The sequence below is a fragment of the Arthrobacter sp. PAMC 25486 genome, assembly GCF_000785535.1.
Classification (GTDB): domain Bacteria; phylum Actinomycetota; class Actinomycetes; order Actinomycetales; family Micrococcaceae; genus Specibacter.
The window spans coordinates 3,127,472-3,147,387 of record NZ_CP007595.1 but is presented as its reverse complement, the minus strand read 5'-3'; the positions used below and the strand labels follow the sequence as shown (position 1 = coordinate 3,147,387).

The following is a 19,916-nucleotide window of genomic DNA, read 5'->3' as shown; positions in this document are numbered from 1 at the left end:
GGATTGATTGGGTGAGCTCGTGGTTTGAGGCACTGCCGGCATTTGCCGCGGCACTGCTGATCCTGGCCCTGCCCGGCGCCGCAGTGCTCACGGCGCTGCGGGTGCGCGGGCTGATGGTCGTTTTCCTGGCACCAGCCGTCTCCGTCTCGGTCGTCGCCGCCAGCGCCATCGTCGCCCCCTTGATCGGCCTGCCCTGGCACCTCCCCGTGCTGCTTTTGGGCACGGCCATCGCGGCCGCAGGGGCGTGGCTGGCCCAGCGCTTCATCCCCGCACTGAGGACCGTTCCCGAGAACCCCGGCTGGTCCGGCATTGGTCCGGTCGCCGTTGGTGCGCTGGTCTCCTTGGCAATTACGACGGCGTTGCTCACCTTGGTTGCCGCAACTCCCGAACAATTCACGCAGGGCTACGATTCGGTGTTCCACCTGAACGCCACGGAGTATGCGGTTGAAACGTCCAACGGTTCTTCCTTTGCCATCTCCGGCTTCATCCTGCCCTCCGGCAAGGCCGCGTTTTATCCGGGCGCCTGGCACGGCTTGGCCAGCCTGCTGGCCATTGTCACGGGTGTAAGCATTCCCGCGGCCACCAACATCATGTGGCTGGCCGTGGCCGGCATCGTCTGGCCGCTGAGCATCATGTTCCTGACCCGGGTGCTGTTTGGCGGGCGCCGACTGCTGCTGGTGTGTGCGGGAATCCTGTCCGCCGCCTTCCCTGCATTCCCGTGGCTCCTGCTGCAATACGGGTCCGCCTATCCCAACTCACTGTCCAACGCGCTGGTACCGGTTGGAATCGGCCTGGTCCTGCTGATCCTGCGCCCAGCCGTCCACACAGGACTCGAGCCGGCCCAGGCGCTGGCCGTGGTGGCACTCTTCCTGCCAGGGGCCATCACGGCGCAACCCAACGGGGTGTTCAGCATCTTGCTGGTGCTGACACCGCTGCTGGCGTACTTGCTGTTTGCGTGGCTGCGGACAGGGTTTTTCCGCAGCCGGCGTCACGGCTGGAGTCGGCTGGCCCTCCTGGCCCTGGTGCTCGCGGCGACTGCCGGGGCACTGCTGTCGCTGCCGCAGATCCGCAGCCTGTTCAACTACGCCAGCCTGGCGTTCATGCCGTTCCCCTTGGCACTGCTGCGCAACTTCACGCACGCTCCGGCACCCATCTGGTTCCCGGCGGTCGCCTTGACCTTGCTGGGGGTGGCGGGCGCGCTGGCCGGCCGGCGCCTCGCAGGGCTGCGCTGGCTCCCGGCCGCCCTGCTCCTGCTGGCATTCACGTACCCCATGACTGCCGGCACGGACTTTGGTCCGGCCAACATCCTGATGGCGCCCTGGTGGGACAACCCGGAGCGCATTGCCGCCCTCATGCCCCTCCTCGCGGTGCCGCTGGCGGCGTTGGGGATGGTGGGCTTCGTTGACTGGCTCAGCCACCGCCTGCCCACCCTGGCACAGCGCCAGGGGAGGCCGGCCGCGGCGGTGGGGCTCGTCGTCGTACTTGTCCTGAGCAATCCGGGGCTGTGGCAGATGAAGGGGCAGGTGGGGATCATGTACAACGTGCCCGCCAAACCCGACGGGCTGGCGCAAGTTGACGCGCAGGAGCTGGCACTGATCCACCGGCTCGGGGACTACACCACCGAACACGATGTGATCGCGAACAATCCCTACAACGGGTCGGCGCTGGCTATGGCGCTGGCGGGGCGGACCATGCTGTTTCCGTACAGTTCGCAGGGGGACCTGAGCCCGGATTTGTACACGCTGCGCTTTTGGCTCAACAGGGTCGGTAGTGATGCGGACGTCTGCGCGGCGGCTAAAAGACAGGGCGTGACGTTCCTGTTGGACTTCGGCACAAACTACATTCCGGCGTTCGATAACCCACGCTCGCTGTACCCCGGAGTGACCCTCGCGCCTGACTCCGACGCCTTTACGTTGGTGGCGAGTGAAGGCCACGCCAGGCTGTTCAAGCTCACGACGTGCGACGGATCGGCGCTCACCTCATGACTTTAAGGATAAAGACATGATGCCCGGAGTCTATTTCTGTTAGGTTTTAGCTAGGGAATAATCTCCCAACCGTGGCGGCAACTTCATGGGAACTGGCGCTAAACAAGGAGCAGGTACGTGGGCAGCAGTTTTGGTGAACGGCTCAAACAAGAGCGTTTGTCACGGAATCTGAGCCAGGGCGAACTGGGCGGTGAGTTGTACTCGGCCAGCTACATTTCGCTCCTGGAAAACGCGCACCGGGAACCCACCACCGAGATCATCGGACAACTGGCCCTGCAATTGCATTTGGCACCGCCGCCCATCGCCGGGCGGCCCGAACCTGCCTCCCCCGAAACCAGTGACGGCCTGCGGCTTTCGCTGTGCGCACGCCAGAGCTGGGATACACGTGACTATTCGGGCGCCGCGGCCAGCGCCCTGTCCGCGGCGGAGCTTGCCAGTGCCGGCAAGGACTCCGTGAGCTGGTGGAACATGACATTCTTGGCCGCCAACTCGCTCCTGCGCAACGGTGAACACGAAAGTGCCGTCACGATCCTGAAGACACTGCTGGCCGATCCATTGACCGCTGGCAGCGATGCGCTGTCCCTGCGCGCGCATCAGGTGATGGCGGCTGCCATGCTGGCCCAGGGCTCCCTGACGGAGTCAATTACGCATGCAACCCTGGCCGTGGAAATTGGTTCCGGGGACAGTGCCGAAGAATTCAGCGCCTACCTCATGGCGCTGCAAACCCTGGTTGGTGCCCTGACCGAGGCCGGGCGGCTGAACGAGGCGTGGGCCCACACCCTGACCCTTGCCGAATCCATCACCTCCGACACTCCATCCCAGGTGGCGGGCGAGATTCACTGGGTCGTGGGCAATGTGGCGTTCCTCCGGAACGACACCCGCACCGGCCTGGAACACCACTCCAAGGCGGCCCGGCTGCTCTCCCCCACGGCAGACCTGTCACGGTGGGCCCAGTTCAACAAGGCCACGGCGTGGGTGCGGCTCGCCGCGGGCGTGGTGGAACCTGCCACGCTGCAGGCCATCGAACGGAGCGAACTTGCACACTCGGTGGTGGGAGCCACCTCGGCGGAAGTCCTGGAAGTGTCGATGCTGCGGGCACGCTGGCACTACCTCAACGGCGAACTTACACAAGCTTTGGAGCTGTTGTCCGCGATTGAACGGGATCAGGACCAGCTGGCACCCCACATCGCCGGCGACACTGCGTTGCTCCTGGGCGACACCTTGCGTGATTCCGGGCGGTTGCCCGAGGCACGAGCCGCCTACCAGCGCGCCCATGACAGGTTCACGCAGGCCGGTGCCCTCGACCGTGCCGCCGTGGCCGCAGACCACCTCGCCCCGCTTTAAACAGCTAACGCTCCCCAGGGTCTCCAGGGTTTAAGAACTAACCCTCCCCACCGGCACCTTAACCTCGTACCTCGGCCAGGGAACCACGCCCGCGAGGGCCCCCATCGAGGGACGAGCATAGTGAGCCGGTGGGGATTTCTACGGGTCAGATTTTAGGGCGCGGGGGTTAGACGAAGGTGGCGCCTGTCAGGCGCTCGTAGGCCTCGACGTAACGGGCCCGGGTGCGCTCCACGACGTCGGCCGGCAGCGCCGGCGGCGGGGTGTCGGAGGCGCGATCCCAGCCGGAAGCGGGGCTGGCCAGCCAGTCGCGCACGTACTGCTTGTCGAAGCTGGGCTGTGCCTGGCCGGGCGCCCACAGCGCTGCGTCCCAGAAGCGTGAGGAGTCAGGGGTCAGCACCTCGTCGCCGAGCGTGATGACGCCGTTGGCCGGGTCGGTGCCGAATTCCACCTTGGTGTCCGCCAGGATAATGCCGCGTTCGCGGGCAATCTCCTCGGCGCGGGAGTAGATCTCCAGGGTCAGTGTGCGCAGTGCAGCGGCAGCGCCGGCACCAACCGTGTCCACCATTTGCCCGTAGCTGATGTTTTCGTCATGCTCGCCCACCTCAGCCTTGGCCGACGGCGTGAAGATGGCTTCCTCGAGCCGCGAACCGTCCTTCAAACCGGCGGGCAGCGGCAGGCTGCACACAGTTTGAGAGGCACGGTATTCCAGCAGGCCGGAGCCAGTGAGGTAGCCGCGGGAAATGCACTCGATGGGGAACATTTCAAGCTTTTTGCAGACCATGGCGCGGCCGGCAACGGCAGCAGGCACCCCGTCTTCGACAGTGGTTGCCACGAGGTGGTTGGGAACGTTCAACTGCTCAAACCACCACAGGCTCAGGCCGGTCAGGATGCGTCCCTTGTCGGGGATCTCCGTGGCCAGGACGTGGTCAAAGGCGCTGATGCGGTCGCTGGCAACCACCAAGACCACGTCGTCGCGGCCGGCAAACGGGCCGTTCACGTCCGGGCCTACAGCCCCGAGTGCGGCGGGGACTTGCGAGCTCTGGGAGGGGCTGGGGACGTACAGATCGCGCACCTTGCCCGAGTAGACATGGGTCCAGCCGGGCAGGACGGGGGCAGCGGGAATTCCGGAAGTCATCAGTAAGGTCCTTAGTCCTGTGCGGCGGTGTTTGTCACGGAAATTTCACCGCGTGCAGCCTTCGCCGCAATGTCCGTGCGGTACTGGCCGCCCTCCAGGGAGATCTGCTCAATGCCGGCATAGGCCTTCTCTCGGGCGTCTTCCAAGTCCGCACCCAAGCCGACCACGGCGAGCACCCGGCCGCCGGCGCTGACGGTGTTGCCGTCCGCGTCGGCGCTGGTGCCCGCATGCAGGACGTGCACGCCGTCGAGCCTGTTGGCCTTCTTCACCCCACGGATCCGGTCGCCCGTGCGCGGCGTGTCAGGGTAGTTTTCGCTGGCAAGCACGACGGCGACTGCCGTCTCAGGTGCCCAGCGCAGCTCGTCGATGTCGTCCAGCTGCCCCTTGGCTGCGGCCATGAGCACGCCGCCCAGGGGGGTTTTCAGGCGGGCCAGCACGGCCTGCGTCTCGGGGTCGCCGAAGCGTGCGTTGAATTCGATGACGCGGGTGCCGCGGCTGGTCAGCGCCAGGCCGCAGTACAGGACGCCGGTGAAGGGGGTGCCGCGGTGTGCCATGGCGTCGATGGTGGGCTGGGCCACGCGGTCAATGACTTCCTGGACCAGGCCGGCAGGGGCCCATTCCAGCGGTGAGTACGCGCCCATGCCGCCGGTGTTGGGGCCTTCGTCGCCGTCGAAAATGCGTTTGAAGTCCTGTGCCGGGGCCAGCGGGACAACTGTGCGCCCGTCTGCCAGGACGAAGAGGGAGACCTCGGGGCCGTCAAGGAATTCCTCGATGACAACGGTGCCGCCAACGTCGAAGCAGGACTGGGCGTGGGTCAGGGCTTCGTCGCGGTCGTTCGTGACGACAACGCCCTTGCCGGCAGCCAGGCCGTCGTCCTTGACGACGTAGGGGGCGCCAAAGGTGTCGAGTGCGTCAGCCGCCTCGGCGGCGTTGACGGCAACCTTGGCCATGGCGGTGGGGACCTGGGCCTCGGCCATGACGGTCTTGGCAAATGCCTTGGATGCTTCCAGCTGGGCGGCTTCCTTGCTGGGGCCGAAGACGGGGATCCCGGCCTCGCGCACGGCGTCGGCGACGCCGGCCGCCAGCGGGGCCTCGGGCCCCACGACCACGAGGTCGCTTTCCAACTTCAGCGCCAAGGCCGCGACGGCGGCGGGATCGCTGGCGTTGAGCTCATGGACCGGCACAATGGCGGCGATGCCGGCGTTGCCGGGAGCAGCATGAACTTCACTGACGTTGGGGTCGCTGAGCAACGAGCGGACAATGGCGTGTTCGCGGCCTCCGGGGCCAATGACTAAAACCTTCACCCCTCTAGGGTACTTGGCTTCAGTGCCGGGGCTGCCAAGTGACGTTTTCGTTTTCTCTTGGGTTGTGCCGTCGTCCTACGCTCCTGCAGGCACCATGGCGGCGGTTGCAAAAGCTCGAGGATGCGCCAACAAGTTCCGATTATTATTGGGACATGATTATTGCCCCGCACGCTGCCCCACTTGCCGCCGACACGCTCCGTGCCTGGGCCTTGGATGAGGATCTCAAGCGTCACGTCATGGCCGATCCAGTCCTTGCCCAGGCAGCTGGCAGGATTGCACGCCGGTATACGGCCGGAGAAACCGCGGAGGAGGCTTTGGCTCTCATTGCCGCCAATGCGGGCCGCGGACATTTGACGAGCATCGAGTGCGCAGGTGAATCTGTCCGTTCCGCCGACGTCGCCAACTCTGAGGCACGTATTTTCCTTTCCCTGGCAGGGGAGCTTAAGCGACGCGGCGAGCAATCCACCGTGTCCTTTGACCTCTCCCACGTGGGATCCGTGGTTTCGCCCGAGCTGGGTCTGGCCAACGCGTTGGCGATCGCTGGCGCAGCACGCGAGGCTGGCAGCTACATCATGATCTCCGCCGAAGGCTCGGAGCGCACCGATCTTGTCTTGGACCTCTACGAACAGATCTCCGAAGCCTTCCCGGAGTCGGGGATCACCGTCCAGGCCAGACTGCACCGCTCTGCCCAGGACCTTGAGCGCGTCATGCTGCGCCCCGGCCCGGTGCGGCTCGTCAAGGGTGCCTTCTTGGAGAGCAGCACGACGGCGCACGCACGGGACAGTAAGGAACTATCGGAAAACTACCAGTCCATGGCCGAACGGCTGGTGCAGTCCGGGCACCGGGTGAACTTGGCAACCCATGACGCGGGACTGCTTGCCTCACTCAAATCCCGTCTGGGCGAGGAGCTGCACGGCGGCCTTGTCGAATTTGAAATGCTTCAGGGCCTGGGCACGGAACTGCTTGATTCGCTCCATGCCGAGGGTTACACGACCCGCGAATATGTGGTGTTTGGACCCGAGTGGTGGCTCTACGTCCTGAATCGAATCGCTGAACATCCGGAGCGTGCCATTACAGCCCTGGCTGACCTGAACACCGGGGTTAACGCCTGACCGCCGGAACAGCCGGTCGTTGGGATGACCGCCCGTACCGGTTCGCCAGTGCCGGGGCCCTAAAGTCGCTAGTATGACACCATGATCCATACTTTCCGGGCGCATGACGCCGTTGAACTCGCCGTCCTGGAACGCAGCGGATTTGTTGAGTCGGTGCACATTGGTTCGGCCGTGGTGGTGGCCGGCGACGGCTCGGTGGTCACCTCACTCGGCGACATTACGGCCCCGATTTATCCCCGCTCGGCCACGAAGCCGTTTCAGGCCCTGGCCGCCATGCAATCCGGCGTGCCGTTGCGCGGAGCCCAGGTGGCTGTCGCGGCAGGCAGCCACACAGGCTCCCTCGACCACATGGATGTCGTGCAGGGAATGCTGAAGGCGGCGGGCCTCACGGAGGAGCATCTTGGCTGCCCCGCAGCCTGGCCCCGTGACGCCACCGCCCGGGCCTGGCTGGTCCGCACCGAACGCGGCGAATCCAAGCTCGCCATGAACTGCTCCGGCAAGCATGCGGCCTTCTTGTGGGCGTGCGTTGAAAACGGGTGGGACAAGAGCGGCTACCTCGAGCCCAATCACCCCATGCAGCGTGCCGTGCGGACAGTGGTTGAGGAATACACGGGCGAATCCGTGGCGCACACCGGCGTTGATGGCTGCGGGGCGCCCGTCATGGCGGTCTCGCTGACCGGGCTGGCCCGCGCCTTCACCACCTTGGCCAAGGCACCGTCGGACAGGAACGCCAATGCCCGCGCGGCCACGATCGCCACCTCCATGCTCGACTACCCGTGGGCTGTTGAGGGGCGCGGCTTGCCCAACACTGTGGTCATGGACGAGCTCGGGGTCCTGGCCAAGATGGGAGCCGAGGGCGTGCTGGTCATGGCCACCCCCACCGGTGCCAGCGTTGCCGTGAAGATCCTCGACGGCAACGGCCGCGCCGCAACCCTGGTGGGGCTGACGCTGCTCGCCGCCGCCGGGGCACTCGATGTGCCCGCCGTGGCCGAGGTGCTCAGCAAGGTCGTGCCCCCGGTCATGGGCGGCACTCACCGCGCGGGCAGCCTGCGCCTTGGCCGCGCCGTGAGCGCCCTGTTGGACTCATGAGCGCCCGCCGCCGCATCAATCCGGAGGAGGGCAGTGCCGCCCTGGCTGCCTGGGGTGCCGGGGAGCGGACCCGCCCCGTCACCGCCATGGCTGTGCGCTACTCTCTGGAGGAGCTGGCCGCGCGCGCACCCGGGAATTCGGTGGAGGTGCGCGTGCCGCCGTTCGGGGTCACCCAGTGCATCGCCGGTCCCCGCCACACCCGCGGCACGCCGCCCAATGTGGTGGAGTGCGACGCCGGAACCTGGCTGGCGCTGGTGAGCGGACAGACTGCCTGGGGTGACGCCGTCGAACGCGGCCTGGTGGCGGCCTCGGGATTGCGCGCGGACCTCTCGGGCGAACTACCGTTTTAGCGAAATTTCGCGGGCTGGCAGGGGGGTCCAAGCTTGGACAGGTACCATTGATGCATGACTTCCCAGCCTGACACCAGCCCGCCGGAAATAACTGCGGGCGAGCCCCGCAAACTGCAGGTGCGCCGCGCCCCGAAGTATGTTCCGTTCCTGATTGCGGGCGGCCTGGCGGGCGTGGCCACAGCGGCTCTTTTCACGTTCCTGCTCCCCTCGGATGGCGATTTTGCCGCCACAAGCGTCTTTGGCTTGTTTGCCGTGCTCATGGTGCTGCCCGGCGTCGGCCTGGGCGCCCTTGTGGCGCTCATCCTTGACCACCAGGGCCGGCGGAAGACGAAAACTCTCCTCGTTGAATCCCTCCCTGATGACAACAGCAACGCCGAGGCTGAAACCGCCTAATCGCGGACCCTCCCAAGACCCGCATAACTCCGGGCACTTGTGGTTGGTGGTTAGAGGACGTTGCCATTACATGAGATAATTTTTTCGTGGCACGCGGAGACGGAAAACTATCACATGACCTTTTGCCCGGCGAAAAGGGACCTCAGGACGCTTGCGGCGTCCTGGGCATCTGGGCCCCCGGCGAAGAGGTCGCCAAACTAACCTATTACGGGCTGTATTCACTGCAGCACCGTGGCCAAGAATCGGCGGGCATCGCAACAAGCGATGGCAAGCGGATCAGTGTGTACAAGGATATGGGGCTCGTTTCCCAGGTCTTTGACGAGTCCACACTGAACACGCTGACCGGGCACATGGCTGTGGGCCATTGCCGGTATTCCACCACCGGTTCAGCCAACTGGGCCAACGCCCAGCCCACCCTGGGCGCAACAGGCAGCGGCACCGTCGCCCTGGCGCACAACGGCAACCTGACGAACTCTGCGGAACTGCATGAGATGGTCATTGCCCGCTACGGCGTACCCACCGCCGGAGAGATGGCGCAGGGCAACACCACCGACACGGCGCTGGTCACCACCTTGCTGCAGGGCAAGGAGGGCCATACCCTCGAAGAAACCGCCATGGAGCTGCTCCCCAAGGTCCACGGCGCGTTCTGCTTCGTGTTCATGGATGAGCACACCCTCTACGCCGCCCGCGACCCGCACGGAGTCCGCCCGCTGGTGCTTGGTCGTCTTGAAAGCGGCTGGGTTGTGGCCTCCGAAGGCGCCGCCCTGAACACCATTGGCGCCACGTTGATCCGCGAGATCGAGCCCGGCGAATTCATTGCCATCGATGAGGAAGGCGTGCGCTCCCAGCGTTTCGCCCCGGCCACCCCGGCCGGCTGCGTGTTTGAATACGTGTACCTGGCCCGCCCGGACGCCACAATTGCCGGCCGTTCAGTGTACGAATCCCGTGTTGAGATGGGCCGCCAGTTGGCCCGCGAAAACCACGCCAATGCTGACCTTGTCATTCCCGTTCCCGAATCCGGAACCCCGGCGGCCATTGGCTATGCCGAACAATCCGGCATCCCGTTCGCCCACGGCTTTGTGAAAAACGCCTATGTTGGCCGCACCTTCATCCAGCCCAGCGACACCCTGCGCAAGCTCGGCATCAAGCTGAAGCTGAACGCCCTGGATTCCGTGATCCGCGGCAAGCGCATCGTGGTGGTGGATGATTCCATTGTCCGCGGCAACACCCAGCGCGCCGTGGTCCGCATGCTGCGCGAAGCCGGCGCCGCCGAGGTCCACGTCAAGATTTCCTCACCGCCCGTGCGCTGGCCCTGCTTCTACGGCATCGATTTCGCCTCCCGGGCGGAACTGATCGCCAACGGTGCAGCGATTGATGAGATCGCCAAGTCCATCGGAGCCGATTCCCTGGAGTACATCTCCGAAGACGGCATGATCAACGCCACCAACCAGCCGCGCGAACGTCTGTGCACCGCCTGCTTCACGGGCACGTACCCCATTGAACTTCCCAGCAGCGACCGTTTGGGCAAGAACCTGCTCGAGCGCACCGCCGCCGGCAACGCCACCCCCTCCACGGGGTGCGATCCGGGACCCGATTCGGAGATGGATTCCATCCTGACCGACCAGGACCGCACCGCTCCCGACGGTTCTACGAATAATCCGTAAGAAAGAGACGCCATGACCAACGCCTCCCATGATTCAGCCGCCCAGGCAATCACTTACGCCAGCGCCGGTGTTGACACCGAAGCAGGCGACCTCGCCGTTGAATTGATGAAGGAAGCCGTCAAGGCAACCCACGGCCCGAACGTTGTGGGCGGGTTCGGCGGGTTCGCCGGCCTGTATGACGTCTCCAAGCTGCTGACCTACAAGAAGCCGCTGCTGGCCACCTCCACCGATGGTGTGGGCACCAAGGTTGCCATCGCGCAGGCCATGGACATCCACGACACCATTGGCTACGACCTCGTCGGCATGGTTGTCGATGACATCGTTGTGGTTGGCGCCGAACCGCTGTTCATGACCGACTACATCGCCACCGGCAAGGTTGTCCCGCAGCGCGTGGCCGACATTGTCCGCGGCATCGCCGGCGCCTGCAAGGTCGCCGGAACTGCGCTGGTGGGCGGCGAAACCGCCGAGCATCCCGGCCTGTTGGCTCCTGATGAGTACGACGTCGCAGGTGCTTGCACGGGTGTCGTCGAGGCTGATTTGTTGCTGGGTCCGGAACGAGTGCGCGAGGGTGATGTCATCATCGGCATGGCTTCCTCCGGCCTGCACTCCAACGGCTACTCACTTGTCCGCAGCGTCATCAACCGTGCCGGCTGGGCCTTGGACCGCCAGGTTTCCGAGTTCGGCCGCACCCTGGGCGAGGAACTCCTGGAGCCGACGCGCGTGTACGCCGCCGACTGCCTGGATTTGACCCGCTACCTTCCTGTCACGCAGGAAAAGGCCGTTCACGGTTTCAGCCACATCACCGGCGGCGGCCTCGCTGCCAACCTGGCACGCGTCCTGCCGCAGGGCCTGATCGGCACGGTTGACCGTTCCACGTGGAGCCTGCCGGCCATCTTCAACCTGGTGTCCCAGCTGGGCAACGTGCCGCTGGCCGACCTCGAACGCACCCTGAACCTTGGTGTGGGCATGGTGGCTGTGGTTTCGGCCGACGCCGCCGACGACGCCTTGGCCCGCCTCAACTCCCGCGGCCTGCCGTCCTGGGTCATGGGCACCGTCACCCGCGAATCCTCGGACTCGGACAAGACCGGTTCCGACTACACCCAGGGCGCCAAGGGTGTTGATGGCGGTGCGGTCCGCCTGGTCGGCAACTACGCCTCCTAGTATTTCCCAAGCAACATCCGACGCCGGTCGGTCCCGGCCAGCGCAAAAGGACGGTGTTCGCGTAATCGGCGGGTGGTATACCACCCGCTTTTTGCGCGAACGCCGTCCTTTTTTGCATTCGCCCGGTCAATGGACACCACCGCGAACTCATACGCACCACTCGTTGTTACTGGCGCGTATGAGCACCTCCCCGCACAACTTCCGCGCACGGATACGCAGAGAGAATGGTGCGCCACCCCCTCCAAGAGTGGCGCACGGTTAAGGTGTAACCGTGCGCCACGTTCAGAGTGAGAATACGCCCTCGCCGCAATGTCAGCGAAGAGGAAGGCGCCGTTGCGGAATATGACACCGATCCCGCTTTCGGAGCCCGGATCCCGGATCCCGGTGTCAGAAAGCGGGATCGGTGTCATTTTCCACGCATGGGGTGTGCCCACAAGACGAGTGGGGCGTAGCCACAAGACAGGGAGGGTGTGGGTCCGTTTTGGGGACAACAAAATCCCCGCACGTCGCCTCAGCCAATTCGCTGTGCGTCGTGCAGGGTTTGTTGCGTTTGCTTCAGTTAGCGGATCCTAGCCAATTCGGCGGGATTCCACTTCGTCGTCGTCCTCAAACTGATCCGCATATTTGTCTTCATATGCCGAGTAGTCCGGCTCTGCGGGGATCTCACTGTGATGGCTCGGGGCTCGCCGAGTAGTCGCACCGAGCTCTTTTTGCAGAGCGGAATAGTCAGTGTTCGGGGAGTAGTACTTGATGTCCCGAGCCTGCTTGGTTGCCTTCGCCTTTTGACGGCCGCGCCCCATGGCGAGACCCCCTTTTACACTTGGACCGGAGGTGGTCGCTCGGGCTAAGAGCGAGGCTCCGGAATATTCGGTCAATTTGTCGTAGTCCTAGATTACATGAGTTCTGCCCACATCGCGTCCTTCACCATGCCGTTCTGCCCATAGCCAAACCTCCGAAAGGGACGCCGGGGGCGCTTTATTCGGTAGAGTCACGTATATGGGGAGCATTTGTTCCACCGGAGCGGCGCGCCACTGGCTGCCACCAAGTGTCATCAAACACCTATAATCGCCATCACGAGCATTGAATCTTGCGCTTCCCCGGCGCACCACGGAAGGTTAACCCCATGAACGAGAGCAGCAAAGCCAACGATCATGGCACCCCGGAGCAGCCCGCCGACGCCGCCCCGGAATCCGTGGAGCCCGAGATCACCGCGCCCGAGCTGGGTGCCGCCCAGATCAGCGAGGACGTCGCCGAGACCGTTGACCTCAAGGCCGCCGCGGCCGAGGCCGCTGCCGTTGAACATGAAGCGAAGCTGGCCGCCCTGGGTGTTTCCACCGACCTGGGGACGCCCGACGCCGGAGCTGCCGCCGCCTCCGCGGCCGCCTCGCCTTTGGCGCCTGAGGCTCGGCAGCCTGATGTTGAGGTGCCCGCGGCTGAGGTGCCCGCACCTGAAACCGCGGCTGAGGTTCCTGATGCGTCCGACGTTGCAGCGACCCAAGTTCCTGAAGCCCCAACAGTTGACATTGAAACCGCGGGAGCCGTTGCGGAAGAAACGGTTCAAGCCCCGGACGACAAGGCTACTGCCGGCATTCCTGATTCATCCGCTGCACCTGACGCCCCGACCCCCGACACAGCCGTTCCCGGGGATGAGGCACCCGGGGAGGAATCCGCCGTCGAACCTTCCGAGGAGGGGCAGTCCGCCGGCGGGGACGCGCTCGAAGGCGGCACCGCCTCCAAGGAGCCGGGACACATTGGCCCAGGCATTGCCGACGGGCACGGCTGGCGCCGCCCAGAGACCAAGTGGGAGCAGTCGAGCACGCCGTGGAAGCCCAAGGGGGAATCCTGGCAGTCGCCCTCGCAGATCTCGCGCAATGCCGCAGATGCTGCGGCCGAAGCCGCGGCTGCCGGCACCGGGGATGTGGCAGGTTCCACACTTCCCGCAATCCCGGCCGCCGCTGTGACACCCGCGATACCGGCAGGGACGGCCCCGGCCGCCGCTTCCGCTGCCAAGGCGCCGGACACGCCGCAAACATCAGCCGGCAGCACGCAAACGGAAGGCAACCCGAAGAAGATCATGATCGTCGCGGGCATTGCCCTCGTGGGCCTGGCGCTGCTGGTTGCGTTCATTATGCTGCTGGTCGGCTTGTTTAGCGGTGACGGCAAGAACGGTGCCGCGCCCATCAGCAGCGATTCGTCGCTGGCCCAGCAAAGCTTGGTCTCGAGCAACGCCACGTCGGGCGCAGACTCCGACCTTATTGTCGCGGAGGTTTCGCCCTTGAATTGGCTCGAAGGCGATTGCCTGCGCGACTTCCAGGACACCTCAACGGTCGCAGATGTTGTGCTGTGCAGCTCCCCCCACAACGCACAATTGGTGGGCACCTTCTACTACGACCTGGATGAAGCGTTCCCGGGCGTGCCTGAGCTCAAGGCCAAGGCTGCACAGGTATGCAAGGGTGTGCAATTCACATCGGAAGCATCGGCGCTGAAGACCTTGAAGCAGACCACCGCCTACCCATCAGAAAGCACGTGGAAGGACAAGGCCGACCGCCGTGTCGACTGCATGGTCCACGACACCCGCGCCGGCAACCCGCTAACACTCTCGCTGACGCAATAACCCTGACGAACGCACCACAGCGACCCGTGAGATAAGGCGACTTAGGGAAATCTAAGTCACCATATCTCACGGGTCGCTGTCATTTTATGGGCGTCTGCCCTACTTGCGGCTGACCGTCAGCCCTGCCCCGGCAGCAGAGTCCATATCCAGCTCGTCGAAGTCGGCGGCCGTGTCCACCAGGACGGTGTCCCCGTCGGTGATGGTCCCGGCCAGGATCTCCTTGGCCAGCCTGTCGCCGATCTGGCGCTGGACCAGCCGGCGCAGCGGACGGGCACCGTAGGCGGGGTCGTAGCCGGTCAGTGCCAGCCATGCCTTCGCAGCGTCGGTCACTTCCAGACTCAGGCGCCGTTCGTACAGGCGGGCCGAGAGCGACTGCACCTGCAGGTCCACAATCTTCGAGAGCTGCTCCACGCTCAGCGCGTCAAACATGACGATCTCGTCGAGCCGGTTCAGGAACTCCGGCTTGAACGAGGCCTCCACGATGGACATGACGGCCTTGTGCTTTTCATCGTCAGTCAGTGACGGATCCACCAGAAACTGCGAACCCAGGTTGGAGGTCAGCACGATGATGACGTTGCGGAAGTCCACGGTGCGGCCCTGCCCGTCGGTGAGCCGGCCGTCGTCGAACACCTGCAAGAGGATGTCAAAGACTTCCGGGTGCGCCTTCTCCACCTCATCCAGCAGCACCACCGAATACGGACGACGGCGCACGGCTTCCGTCAGCTGCCCGCCCTCGTCGTAGCCCACGTATCCGGGGGGGGCACCGACCAGGCGGGACACCGAGTGCTTCTCGGAGTACTCGCTCATGTCGATGCGGATCATGGCGCGTTCGTCGTCGAAGAGGAAGTCGGCCAGGGCCTTGGCCAGCTCGGTCTTGCCAACACCGGTGGGACCGAGGAAGAGGAACGAACCGGTGGGGCGGTCGGGGTCGCTGATGCCGGCGCGGGCGCGGCGCACGGCGTCGGACACGGCTGTCACCGCGGCGGACTGGCCGATCAGCCGGGACCCCAGGACCTGCTCCATCTGCAGTAGCTTCTGGCTTTCACCCTGCAGCATGCGCCCGGCCGGAATGCCGGTCCAGGCGGAAATGACCTCTGCGATGTCGTCGGCGGTGACTTCTTCGGCCACCATCAGCTCGGGCTTGTCGGTGGATTCCTCCTCCGCGGCGGCAGCCTCCATTTCATGTTGCAGCGCCGGGATTTCGCCGTAGAGAATCCGGGAGGCCTGCTCGAGGTCGCCGTCGCGCTGGGCCTTGTCGGCCACGGATCGCAGCTCGTCGAGCTTGGCCTTCAGGTCACCGACCCGGTTCAGCCCGGCTTTTTCTGCCTCCCAACGGGCGTTGAGCCCGGAGAGCTCCTCCTTCTTGTCGGCCATGTCGGCGCGCAGGGCCTCCAGCCGCTCAATCGAGGCCGGGTCGGTTTCGCCGGACAGCGCCAGCTCCTCCATGGTCAAACGGTCGACGGCGCGGCGCAGCTGGTCGATCTCCTCCGGCGCGGAATCGATCTCCATGCGCAGGCGGGACGCGGCCTCATCCATCAGGTCGATGGCCTTGTCCGGCAGCTGGCGGCCGCTGATGTAGCGGCTGGACAGCGTCGCGGCGGCAACGAGTGCGGAGTCAGCGATGGCGACCTTGTGGTGCGCCTCGTAGCGTTCCTTCAGCCCGCGCAGGATGCCGATGGTGTCATCAACACTGGGTTCGCCCACGAACACCTGCTGGAAGCGGCGTTCCAGGGCAGGGTCCTTTTCAATGTTTTCGCGGTACTCATCCAGCGTGGTTGCACCGATCAGGCGCAGCTCGCCGCGGGCCAGCATGGGCTTGAGCATGTTGCCGGCGTCCATGGCACCCTCGGAGGCACCCGCGCCAACCACCGTGTGAATTTCATCGATGAACGTGACGATCTGCCCGTCCGAGGCCTTGATTTCCTCCAGGACGGCCTTGAGCCGCTCCTCAAATTCGCCGCGGTATTTGGCGCCGGCCACCATGGCGGACAGGTCAAGGCTGATGAGGCTCTTTCCGCGCAGGGACTCGGGCACGTCGCCGGCCACCATGCGCTGGGCCAGGCCCTCGACGACGGCAGTTTTGCCCACGCCGGGCTCGCCAATGAGCACGGGGTTGTTCTTGGTGCGCCGGCTCAGCACCTGGATGACGCGGCGGATCTCGGCGTCACGTCCAATGACGGGGTCCAGCTTTCCGGTGCGGGCAATGGCTGTCATATCCACGCCGAACTTTTCCAGGGCTTCAAAGGTGTTCTCTGGATCGGGTGTGGAGACCTTACCGTCGCCGCGCACGGAAGGCAGCGCAGCATCGAGCGCGGCCCGGGTGGCACCCGTTTGACGCAAGGCACTTCCTGTTGTTCCGGCGTCGTCCGCCAGGCCCAAAAGGAGGTGCTCCGTGGAGACGTAGCTGTCGCCCATGCGCTCGGCGGCCTGCTGGGCGGCCTGCACGACGAGGAGGGTGTTGCGGCTGAGCTGGGCCTGGGCCACTGAGGTGCCGGACGACGACGGGAGGTTGCGAATGGCGGCGCTGGCACCGACGCTGACCTCATCCGGGTCGACCCCGGCGGCCTTCAGGAGGGCCACGGCCACTCCCTGGCGCTGGTCCATCAGTGCCTTGAGCAGGTGGGCGGGCTCCACGGTGGGGTTGCCGGCGGTGGAGGCGTTCATGGCGGCGGCGGAAAGAGCCTCCTGGCTCTTTGTGGTGAATTTGGCGTCCAAGAGAGATCCTTTCGTGGGTGGTGACTCACTGGTCGTAAAGTTGAGTCTACTACGCTCAACTTACTTTGTGTGGAACTTATTCCGAAGCTTTTCCGTGGCCGCAAACCGGCGCATTCGGTGCCTGAAATGCAAAGAGGTGCCCGGAAACTGATACTCAGTTTCCGGGCACCTCGCACCTACCAAGGGTGACGCACTGTTCAGCCGCGCGGGTTCACGATGATTTTCACGTGCGCTTCATTGTTGTTGATCAACTGGTCAAAACCTTCACTGACCAGCCCGTCCAGTCCGATCCGTCCGGTGATGAAGCGAGAAAGGTCCAACTTGCCGCTTTGGACCAGCGCGATGGTGTCCGGGTGGTCGTTGGCGTACCCGATGGTGCCGCGCAGATCCACTTCCTTCAGCACCAGCTTCGGCATGTCCACAGCAGGTTTGTGACCCCAGATGGAGACGTTGACAATGACCGCACCTGGGCGGACGGCGTCCAGGAGCATGTCCAGTACGGCGGGCACCGATGAGCACTCAAATCCGACATCCGCACCCTGGCCATTGGTCAACTCGCGGACCTGGCTGGCAACGTCACCCTCACGGGGATCGAAGACGGCATCAGCAACACCGGTTTCCAGGGCTTTCGCCTTGCGTGCCTCGGAAAGTTCGGAGATGTAGACGGTCAGACCCTTGGCCTTGAGTACAGCCGCGGTCAGCAGACCAATGGGCCCCGCCCCACCCACGATGGCAACCTGGCCGGCTTTTGCATCGGAACGCACGTAGGCATGATGCCCCACGGAAAGGGGTTCAATCAGCGCGGCCTGGTCCAGGGGAATGTCACCAATCGGGTGGACCCAGCGCCGTTCCACGACAATCTTCTCGGCAAGTCCGCCACCGCGACCACCCAATCCGATGAAGTTCATGTCCTTGGACAACTGATACGGGGCACCTTCGCTCGTATCCACATCCGCACCGATGATGTACGGCTCCACCACCACGTTTTCTCCGACGCTCAGATCGGTGACCCCCTCACCCAGCGCCGTGATGGTTCCGGAGAACTCGTGGCCCAATGTCACGGGAGCGGACTCTCCGGAGATCGGATGTGGGTGGCCTGCGGGCGGAATGAAGATGGGCCCTTCCAGGTATTCGTGCAGGTCGGTGCCGCAGATACCGCACCAGGCAACGTCAATAGCCACGGTTCCCGGCTTCAGTTCCGGCTCGGCAATGTCCTCGATACGGATGTCATTGCGGTCGTAGTAACGTGCTGCCCTCATGATTGCTCCTCAAGATTTTCATTATTGAAGACTCGGCCAAACTGCACTGCTTCGTGCCGTGCAGAACCACCGGGTCCCCCGAAGTAGCTGACAATCCCATGCTCTCGCAGAAAGCAGGGAACAGCACGAAGGGCACGCGTGGCGTGAGCCACATTGCGTGGACCGGCCGCTCAGCCGGCGCCACAATTTTTCTTGGCGAAAACAGGCCTTGACCTTGACGTTGCGTCAACCTTTAGAGTTGCTTGCATGAGCATCGAAGAGGCCCCGTCGGACTGGTCAATCCAGGAAATTGCAGCCCTGGCTGGAACCACCAGCCGAACACTGCGGCATTACGACTCCATCGGACTGCTGGTGCCGAGCCGCATTGCCGGCAACGGGTACCGGCACTACAACCAGACCGCACTGGCGCGGCTGCAACGTATTTTGCTGCTGCGCGAATTGGGACTGGGCTTGCCCGCGATTTCTACCGTCTTGGCGCAAGAAAGCTCGGCAACTTCGGCACTGCGGACCCATGTTGCGTTGCTGCGGGGCGAACAGGAACGACTGTCGCGGCTCATCGCGTCAGTTGAAAGGACCATTGCAGCAGAGGCTGCGGGAGAGGGAATCATGGCAAAGGACATGCTTGACGGTTTTGACCACACTCACCACAAGGAAGAGGTGGAACAGCGCTGGGGCACGGAGGCGTATGCGCAGAGCGACGCGTGGTGGCGCGGCAAGGATTCCTCCGGTCAGTCCACATGGAAAGCCCAGGTTGCGGCACTGAACAACGACTGGCTTGCCCTGTCGTCCGGCGGCACCGTGCCGTCATCGCCCGAAGCGCAGGAGCTGGCGCGGCGCCACGTTGATTGGCTTTCTTCGATACCAGGAACTCCGGCCGCCGCACCCGGCGGGGACGTACGCGGCTACGTTTTGGGCCTTGCGGAAATGTATGTTGCGGACGAGCGCTTTGCCGCGAATTACGGCGGCGTGGCGGGTGCTCAGTTTGTTAGCGATGCGCTGGGCGTCTATGCGGAACGGGAACTATAGAGCCCTACGGTCCCGCCTTCTAAGAAAAGTAAAGTAACCTTGACATCATTACATGCAATATGTCAAGGTTGCTTTACATATATCATCGAAGTATCGGAGCTGGGGCATGAAGAAACAATTCATCAGTGTCGTCGCCATCGCACTTGCAGTGCTGGCCATCCTGACGGCTTGGGCGGTCGCCGCCGAACCGCCCAATGATGTGCTGCCGCGCATTCTCTCATCCGTCGTGGTCTTTGCGACGGGCATGACGGTCATGTTCCTGAAGAAGCGCCACCAGGCGCGGACACTGGAGCAGGCCGAGGGCAGCTTTGAGAAGGAAGTGGCCACGCAGGCCCAGTCTGCCGCCTACATCGACACCCTCGTGATCCTGGTGGCCACCCTTGCGGCGGTGGCGATCTTTGCCGATTCAGCATTCGCCGCCCTGGCCATGCTGGTCACCCTCATCCTGGCCATCTCGGCATTCTGGTTCCGCTACCACCGGGCCAAGCGCAACCTCCTTGCGGAAGCCCGGTCTTGAAGAACCAAATCTCAGAGTCAAGAAAGGCTGCCGGCTGGTCGCAGGAGCAGCTCGCGTCAACGCTTGGCGTCTCCCGGCAGACGGTCATAGCCCTGGAGCGGGGCAAGTACAACCCCAGTCTCCCGCTGGCGTTTCGACTGGCCCGAACCTTCAGCACCAGCATCGAGGAACTGTTCGACTACGACGAGGCCGAACTCGGATCCTAGTCCGGGTTCCCCGCAAACCACGGCATCCACCCCGCCGCCGCG

The 19,916-nt window shown here is 64.4% G+C and carries 17 protein-coding genes; 12 read left to right on the top strand and 5 right to left on the bottom strand.

Going from position 1 to position 19,916, the window contains the following annotated elements; genetic code table 11:
• Window positions 1–11: 11 nt before the first annotated feature.
• Window positions 12–1,985: a DUF6541 family protein gene (locus art_RS14395; protein WP_038465852.1), complete on the top strand. Its 1,974-nt coding sequence runs from the start codon at window positions 12–14 to the stop codon at window positions 1,983–1,985.
• Between the two features lie 117 nt (window positions 1,986–2,102).
• Entirely contained in the window at window positions 2,103–3,329 is a 1,227-nt protein-coding gene (locus art_RS14390) for a helix-turn-helix transcriptional regulator (protein ID WP_052136583.1), read from the top strand.
• Between the two features lie 166 nt (window positions 3,330–3,495).
• Here art_RS14390 and art_RS14385 read toward each other — a convergent pair whose 3' ends face one another.
• Window positions 3,496–4,464, bottom strand: coding sequence for a phosphoribosylaminoimidazolesuccinocarboxamide synthase (locus tag art_RS14385; RefSeq protein ID WP_038465850.1), 969 nt, complete (start codon window positions 4,462–4,464; stop codon window positions 3,496–3,498).
• Between the two features lie 11 nt (window positions 4,465–4,475).
• The gene (gene purD / locus art_RS14380; RefSeq protein ID WP_038465847.1) at window positions 4,476–5,768 is read right to left on the bottom strand and encodes a phosphoribosylamine--glycine ligase; all 1,293 of its coding nucleotides are present in this window, start codon (window positions 5,766–5,768) and stop codon (window positions 4,476–4,478) included.
• Between the two features lie 152 nt (window positions 5,769–5,920).
• Between purD and art_RS14375 the strand changes: the two genes are divergently transcribed.
• The 6 genes from art_RS14375 (at window position 5,921) to purM (ending at window position 11,537) form a co-directional block, all read left to right on the top strand.
• Window positions 5,921–6,880, top strand: coding sequence for a proline dehydrogenase family protein (locus art_RS14375; RefSeq protein WP_038465846.1), 960 nt, complete (start codon window positions 5,921–5,923; stop codon window positions 6,878–6,880).
• Between the two features lie 81 nt (window positions 6,881–6,961).
• A complete protein-coding gene (locus art_RS14370) occupies window positions 6,962–7,969 on the top strand; it encodes an asparaginase (RefSeq protein ID WP_038465843.1) in 1,008 nt (335 codons plus the stop codon).
• Entirely contained in the window at window positions 7,966–8,319 is a 354-nt protein-coding gene (locus art_RS14365) for a sterol carrier family protein (RefSeq protein WP_038465840.1), read from the top strand. The genes art_RS14370 and art_RS14365 overlap by 4 nt, the downstream gene beginning before the upstream one ends.
• A 54-nt stretch (window positions 8,320–8,373) precedes the next feature.
• Entirely contained in the window at window positions 8,374–8,712 is a 339-nt protein-coding gene (locus art_RS14360) for a hypothetical protein (RefSeq protein ID WP_038465837.1), read from the top strand.
• An 86-nt stretch (window positions 8,713–8,798) separates the two neighbouring features.
• Entirely contained in the window at window positions 8,799–10,376 is a 1,578-nt protein-coding gene (purF, locus tag art_RS14355) for an amidophosphoribosyltransferase (protein ID WP_038465835.1), read from the top strand.
• A 12-nt stretch (window positions 10,377–10,388) separates the two neighbouring features.
• The gene (gene purM, locus art_RS14350) at window positions 10,389–11,537 is read left to right on the top strand and encodes a phosphoribosylformylglycinamidine cyclo-ligase (RefSeq protein ID WP_038465832.1); all 1,149 of its coding nucleotides are present in this window, start codon (window positions 10,389–10,391) and stop codon (window positions 11,535–11,537) included.
• Window positions 11,538–12,106: 569 nt separating this feature from the next.
• On the opposite strand, the gene art_RS14345 is transcribed toward purM, so the two are convergent.
• Complete coding sequence (locus art_RS14345) at window positions 12,107–12,337, bottom strand: DUF3073 domain-containing protein (protein WP_038465829.1); 231 nt, start codon at window positions 12,335–12,337, stop codon at window positions 12,107–12,109.
• A 323-nt stretch (window positions 12,338–12,660) separates the two neighbouring features.
• Here art_RS14345 and art_RS14340 point away from each other — a divergent pair, with 323 nt between their 5' ends.
• Complete coding sequence (locus art_RS14340; protein WP_038465826.1) at window positions 12,661–14,151, top strand: hypothetical protein; 1,491 nt, start codon at window positions 12,661–12,663, stop codon at window positions 14,149–14,151.
• 99 nt (window positions 14,152–14,250) lie between these two features.
• Here the strand turns inward: art_RS14340 and clpB are convergent, their stop codons facing one another.
• A complete protein-coding gene (gene clpB, locus art_RS14335) occupies window positions 14,251–16,866 on the bottom strand; it encodes an ATP-dependent chaperone ClpB (protein ID WP_038465824.1) in 2,616 nt (871 codons plus the stop codon).
• A gap of 197 nt (window positions 16,867–17,063) precedes the next feature.
• The gene (locus art_RS14330) at window positions 17,064–18,125 is read right to left on the bottom strand and encodes a 2,3-butanediol dehydrogenase (RefSeq protein ID WP_038465822.1); all 1,062 of its coding nucleotides are present in this window, start codon (window positions 18,123–18,125) and stop codon (window positions 17,064–17,066) included.
• A gap of 246 nt (window positions 18,126–18,371) precedes the next feature.
• On the opposite strand from art_RS14330, the gene art_RS14320 reads away from it, so the two are divergent.
• The 3 genes from art_RS14320 to art_RS14310 all read left to right on the top strand — a co-directional run bounded on the left by art_RS14320 (window position 18,372) and on the right by art_RS14310 (window position 19,874).
• The gene (locus art_RS14320; RefSeq protein ID WP_038465818.1) at window positions 18,372–19,151 is read left to right on the top strand and encodes a MerR family transcriptional regulator; all 780 of its coding nucleotides are present in this window, start codon (window positions 18,372–18,374) and stop codon (window positions 19,149–19,151) included.
• A 106-nt stretch (window positions 19,152–19,257) separates the two neighbouring features.
• Entirely contained in the window at window positions 19,258–19,668 is a 411-nt protein-coding gene (locus art_RS14315) for a hypothetical protein (protein WP_038465816.1), read from the top strand.
• A complete protein-coding gene (locus tag art_RS14310; protein WP_038465813.1) occupies window positions 19,665–19,874 on the top strand; it encodes a helix-turn-helix transcriptional regulator in 210 nt (69 codons plus the stop codon). The genes art_RS14315 and art_RS14310 overlap by 4 nt, the downstream gene beginning before the upstream one ends.
• The last annotated feature ends 42 nt before the right edge of the window (window positions 19,875–19,916 follow it).

Coding starts and splice junctions, on each gene's coding strand:
- art_RS14375 (WP_038465846.1), top strand. CDS start 5,921: ATGATTATTGCCCCGCACGCTGCCCCACTTGCCGCCGACACGCTCCGT.
- purM (WP_038465832.1), top strand. CDS start 10,389: ATGACCAACGCCTCCCATGATTCAGCCGCCCAGGCAATCACTTACGCC.
- art_RS14360 (WP_038465837.1), top strand. CDS start 8,374: ATGACTTCCCAGCCTGACACCAGCCCGCCGGAAATAACTGCGGGCGAG.
- art_RS14315 (WP_038465816.1), top strand. CDS start 19,258: ATGAAGAAACAATTCATCAGTGTCGTCGCCATCGCACTTGCAGTGCTG.
- art_RS14365 (WP_038465840.1), top strand. CDS start 7,966: ATGAGCGCCCGCCGCCGCATCAATCCGGAGGAGGGCAGTGCCGCCCTG.
- art_RS14385 (WP_038465850.1), bottom strand. CDS start 4,464: ATGACTTCCGGAATTCCCGCTGCCCCCGTCCTGCCCGGCTGGACCCAT.
- art_RS14370 (WP_038465843.1), top strand. CDS start 6,962: ATGATCCATACTTTCCGGGCGCATGACGCCGTTGAACTCGCCGTCCTG.
- art_RS14340 (WP_038465826.1), top strand. CDS start 12,661: ATGAACGAGAGCAGCAAAGCCAACGATCATGGCACCCCGGAGCAGCCC.
- art_RS14330 (WP_038465822.1), bottom strand. CDS start 18,125: ATGAGGGCAGCACGTTACTACGACCGCAATGACATCCGTATCGAGGAC.
- art_RS14345 (WP_038465829.1), bottom strand. CDS start 12,337: ATGGGGCGCGGCCGTCAAAAGGCGAAGGCAACCAAGCAGGCTCGGGAC.
- art_RS14320 (WP_038465818.1), top strand. CDS start 18,372: ATGAGCATCGAAGAGGCCCCGTCGGACTGGTCAATCCAGGAAATTGCA.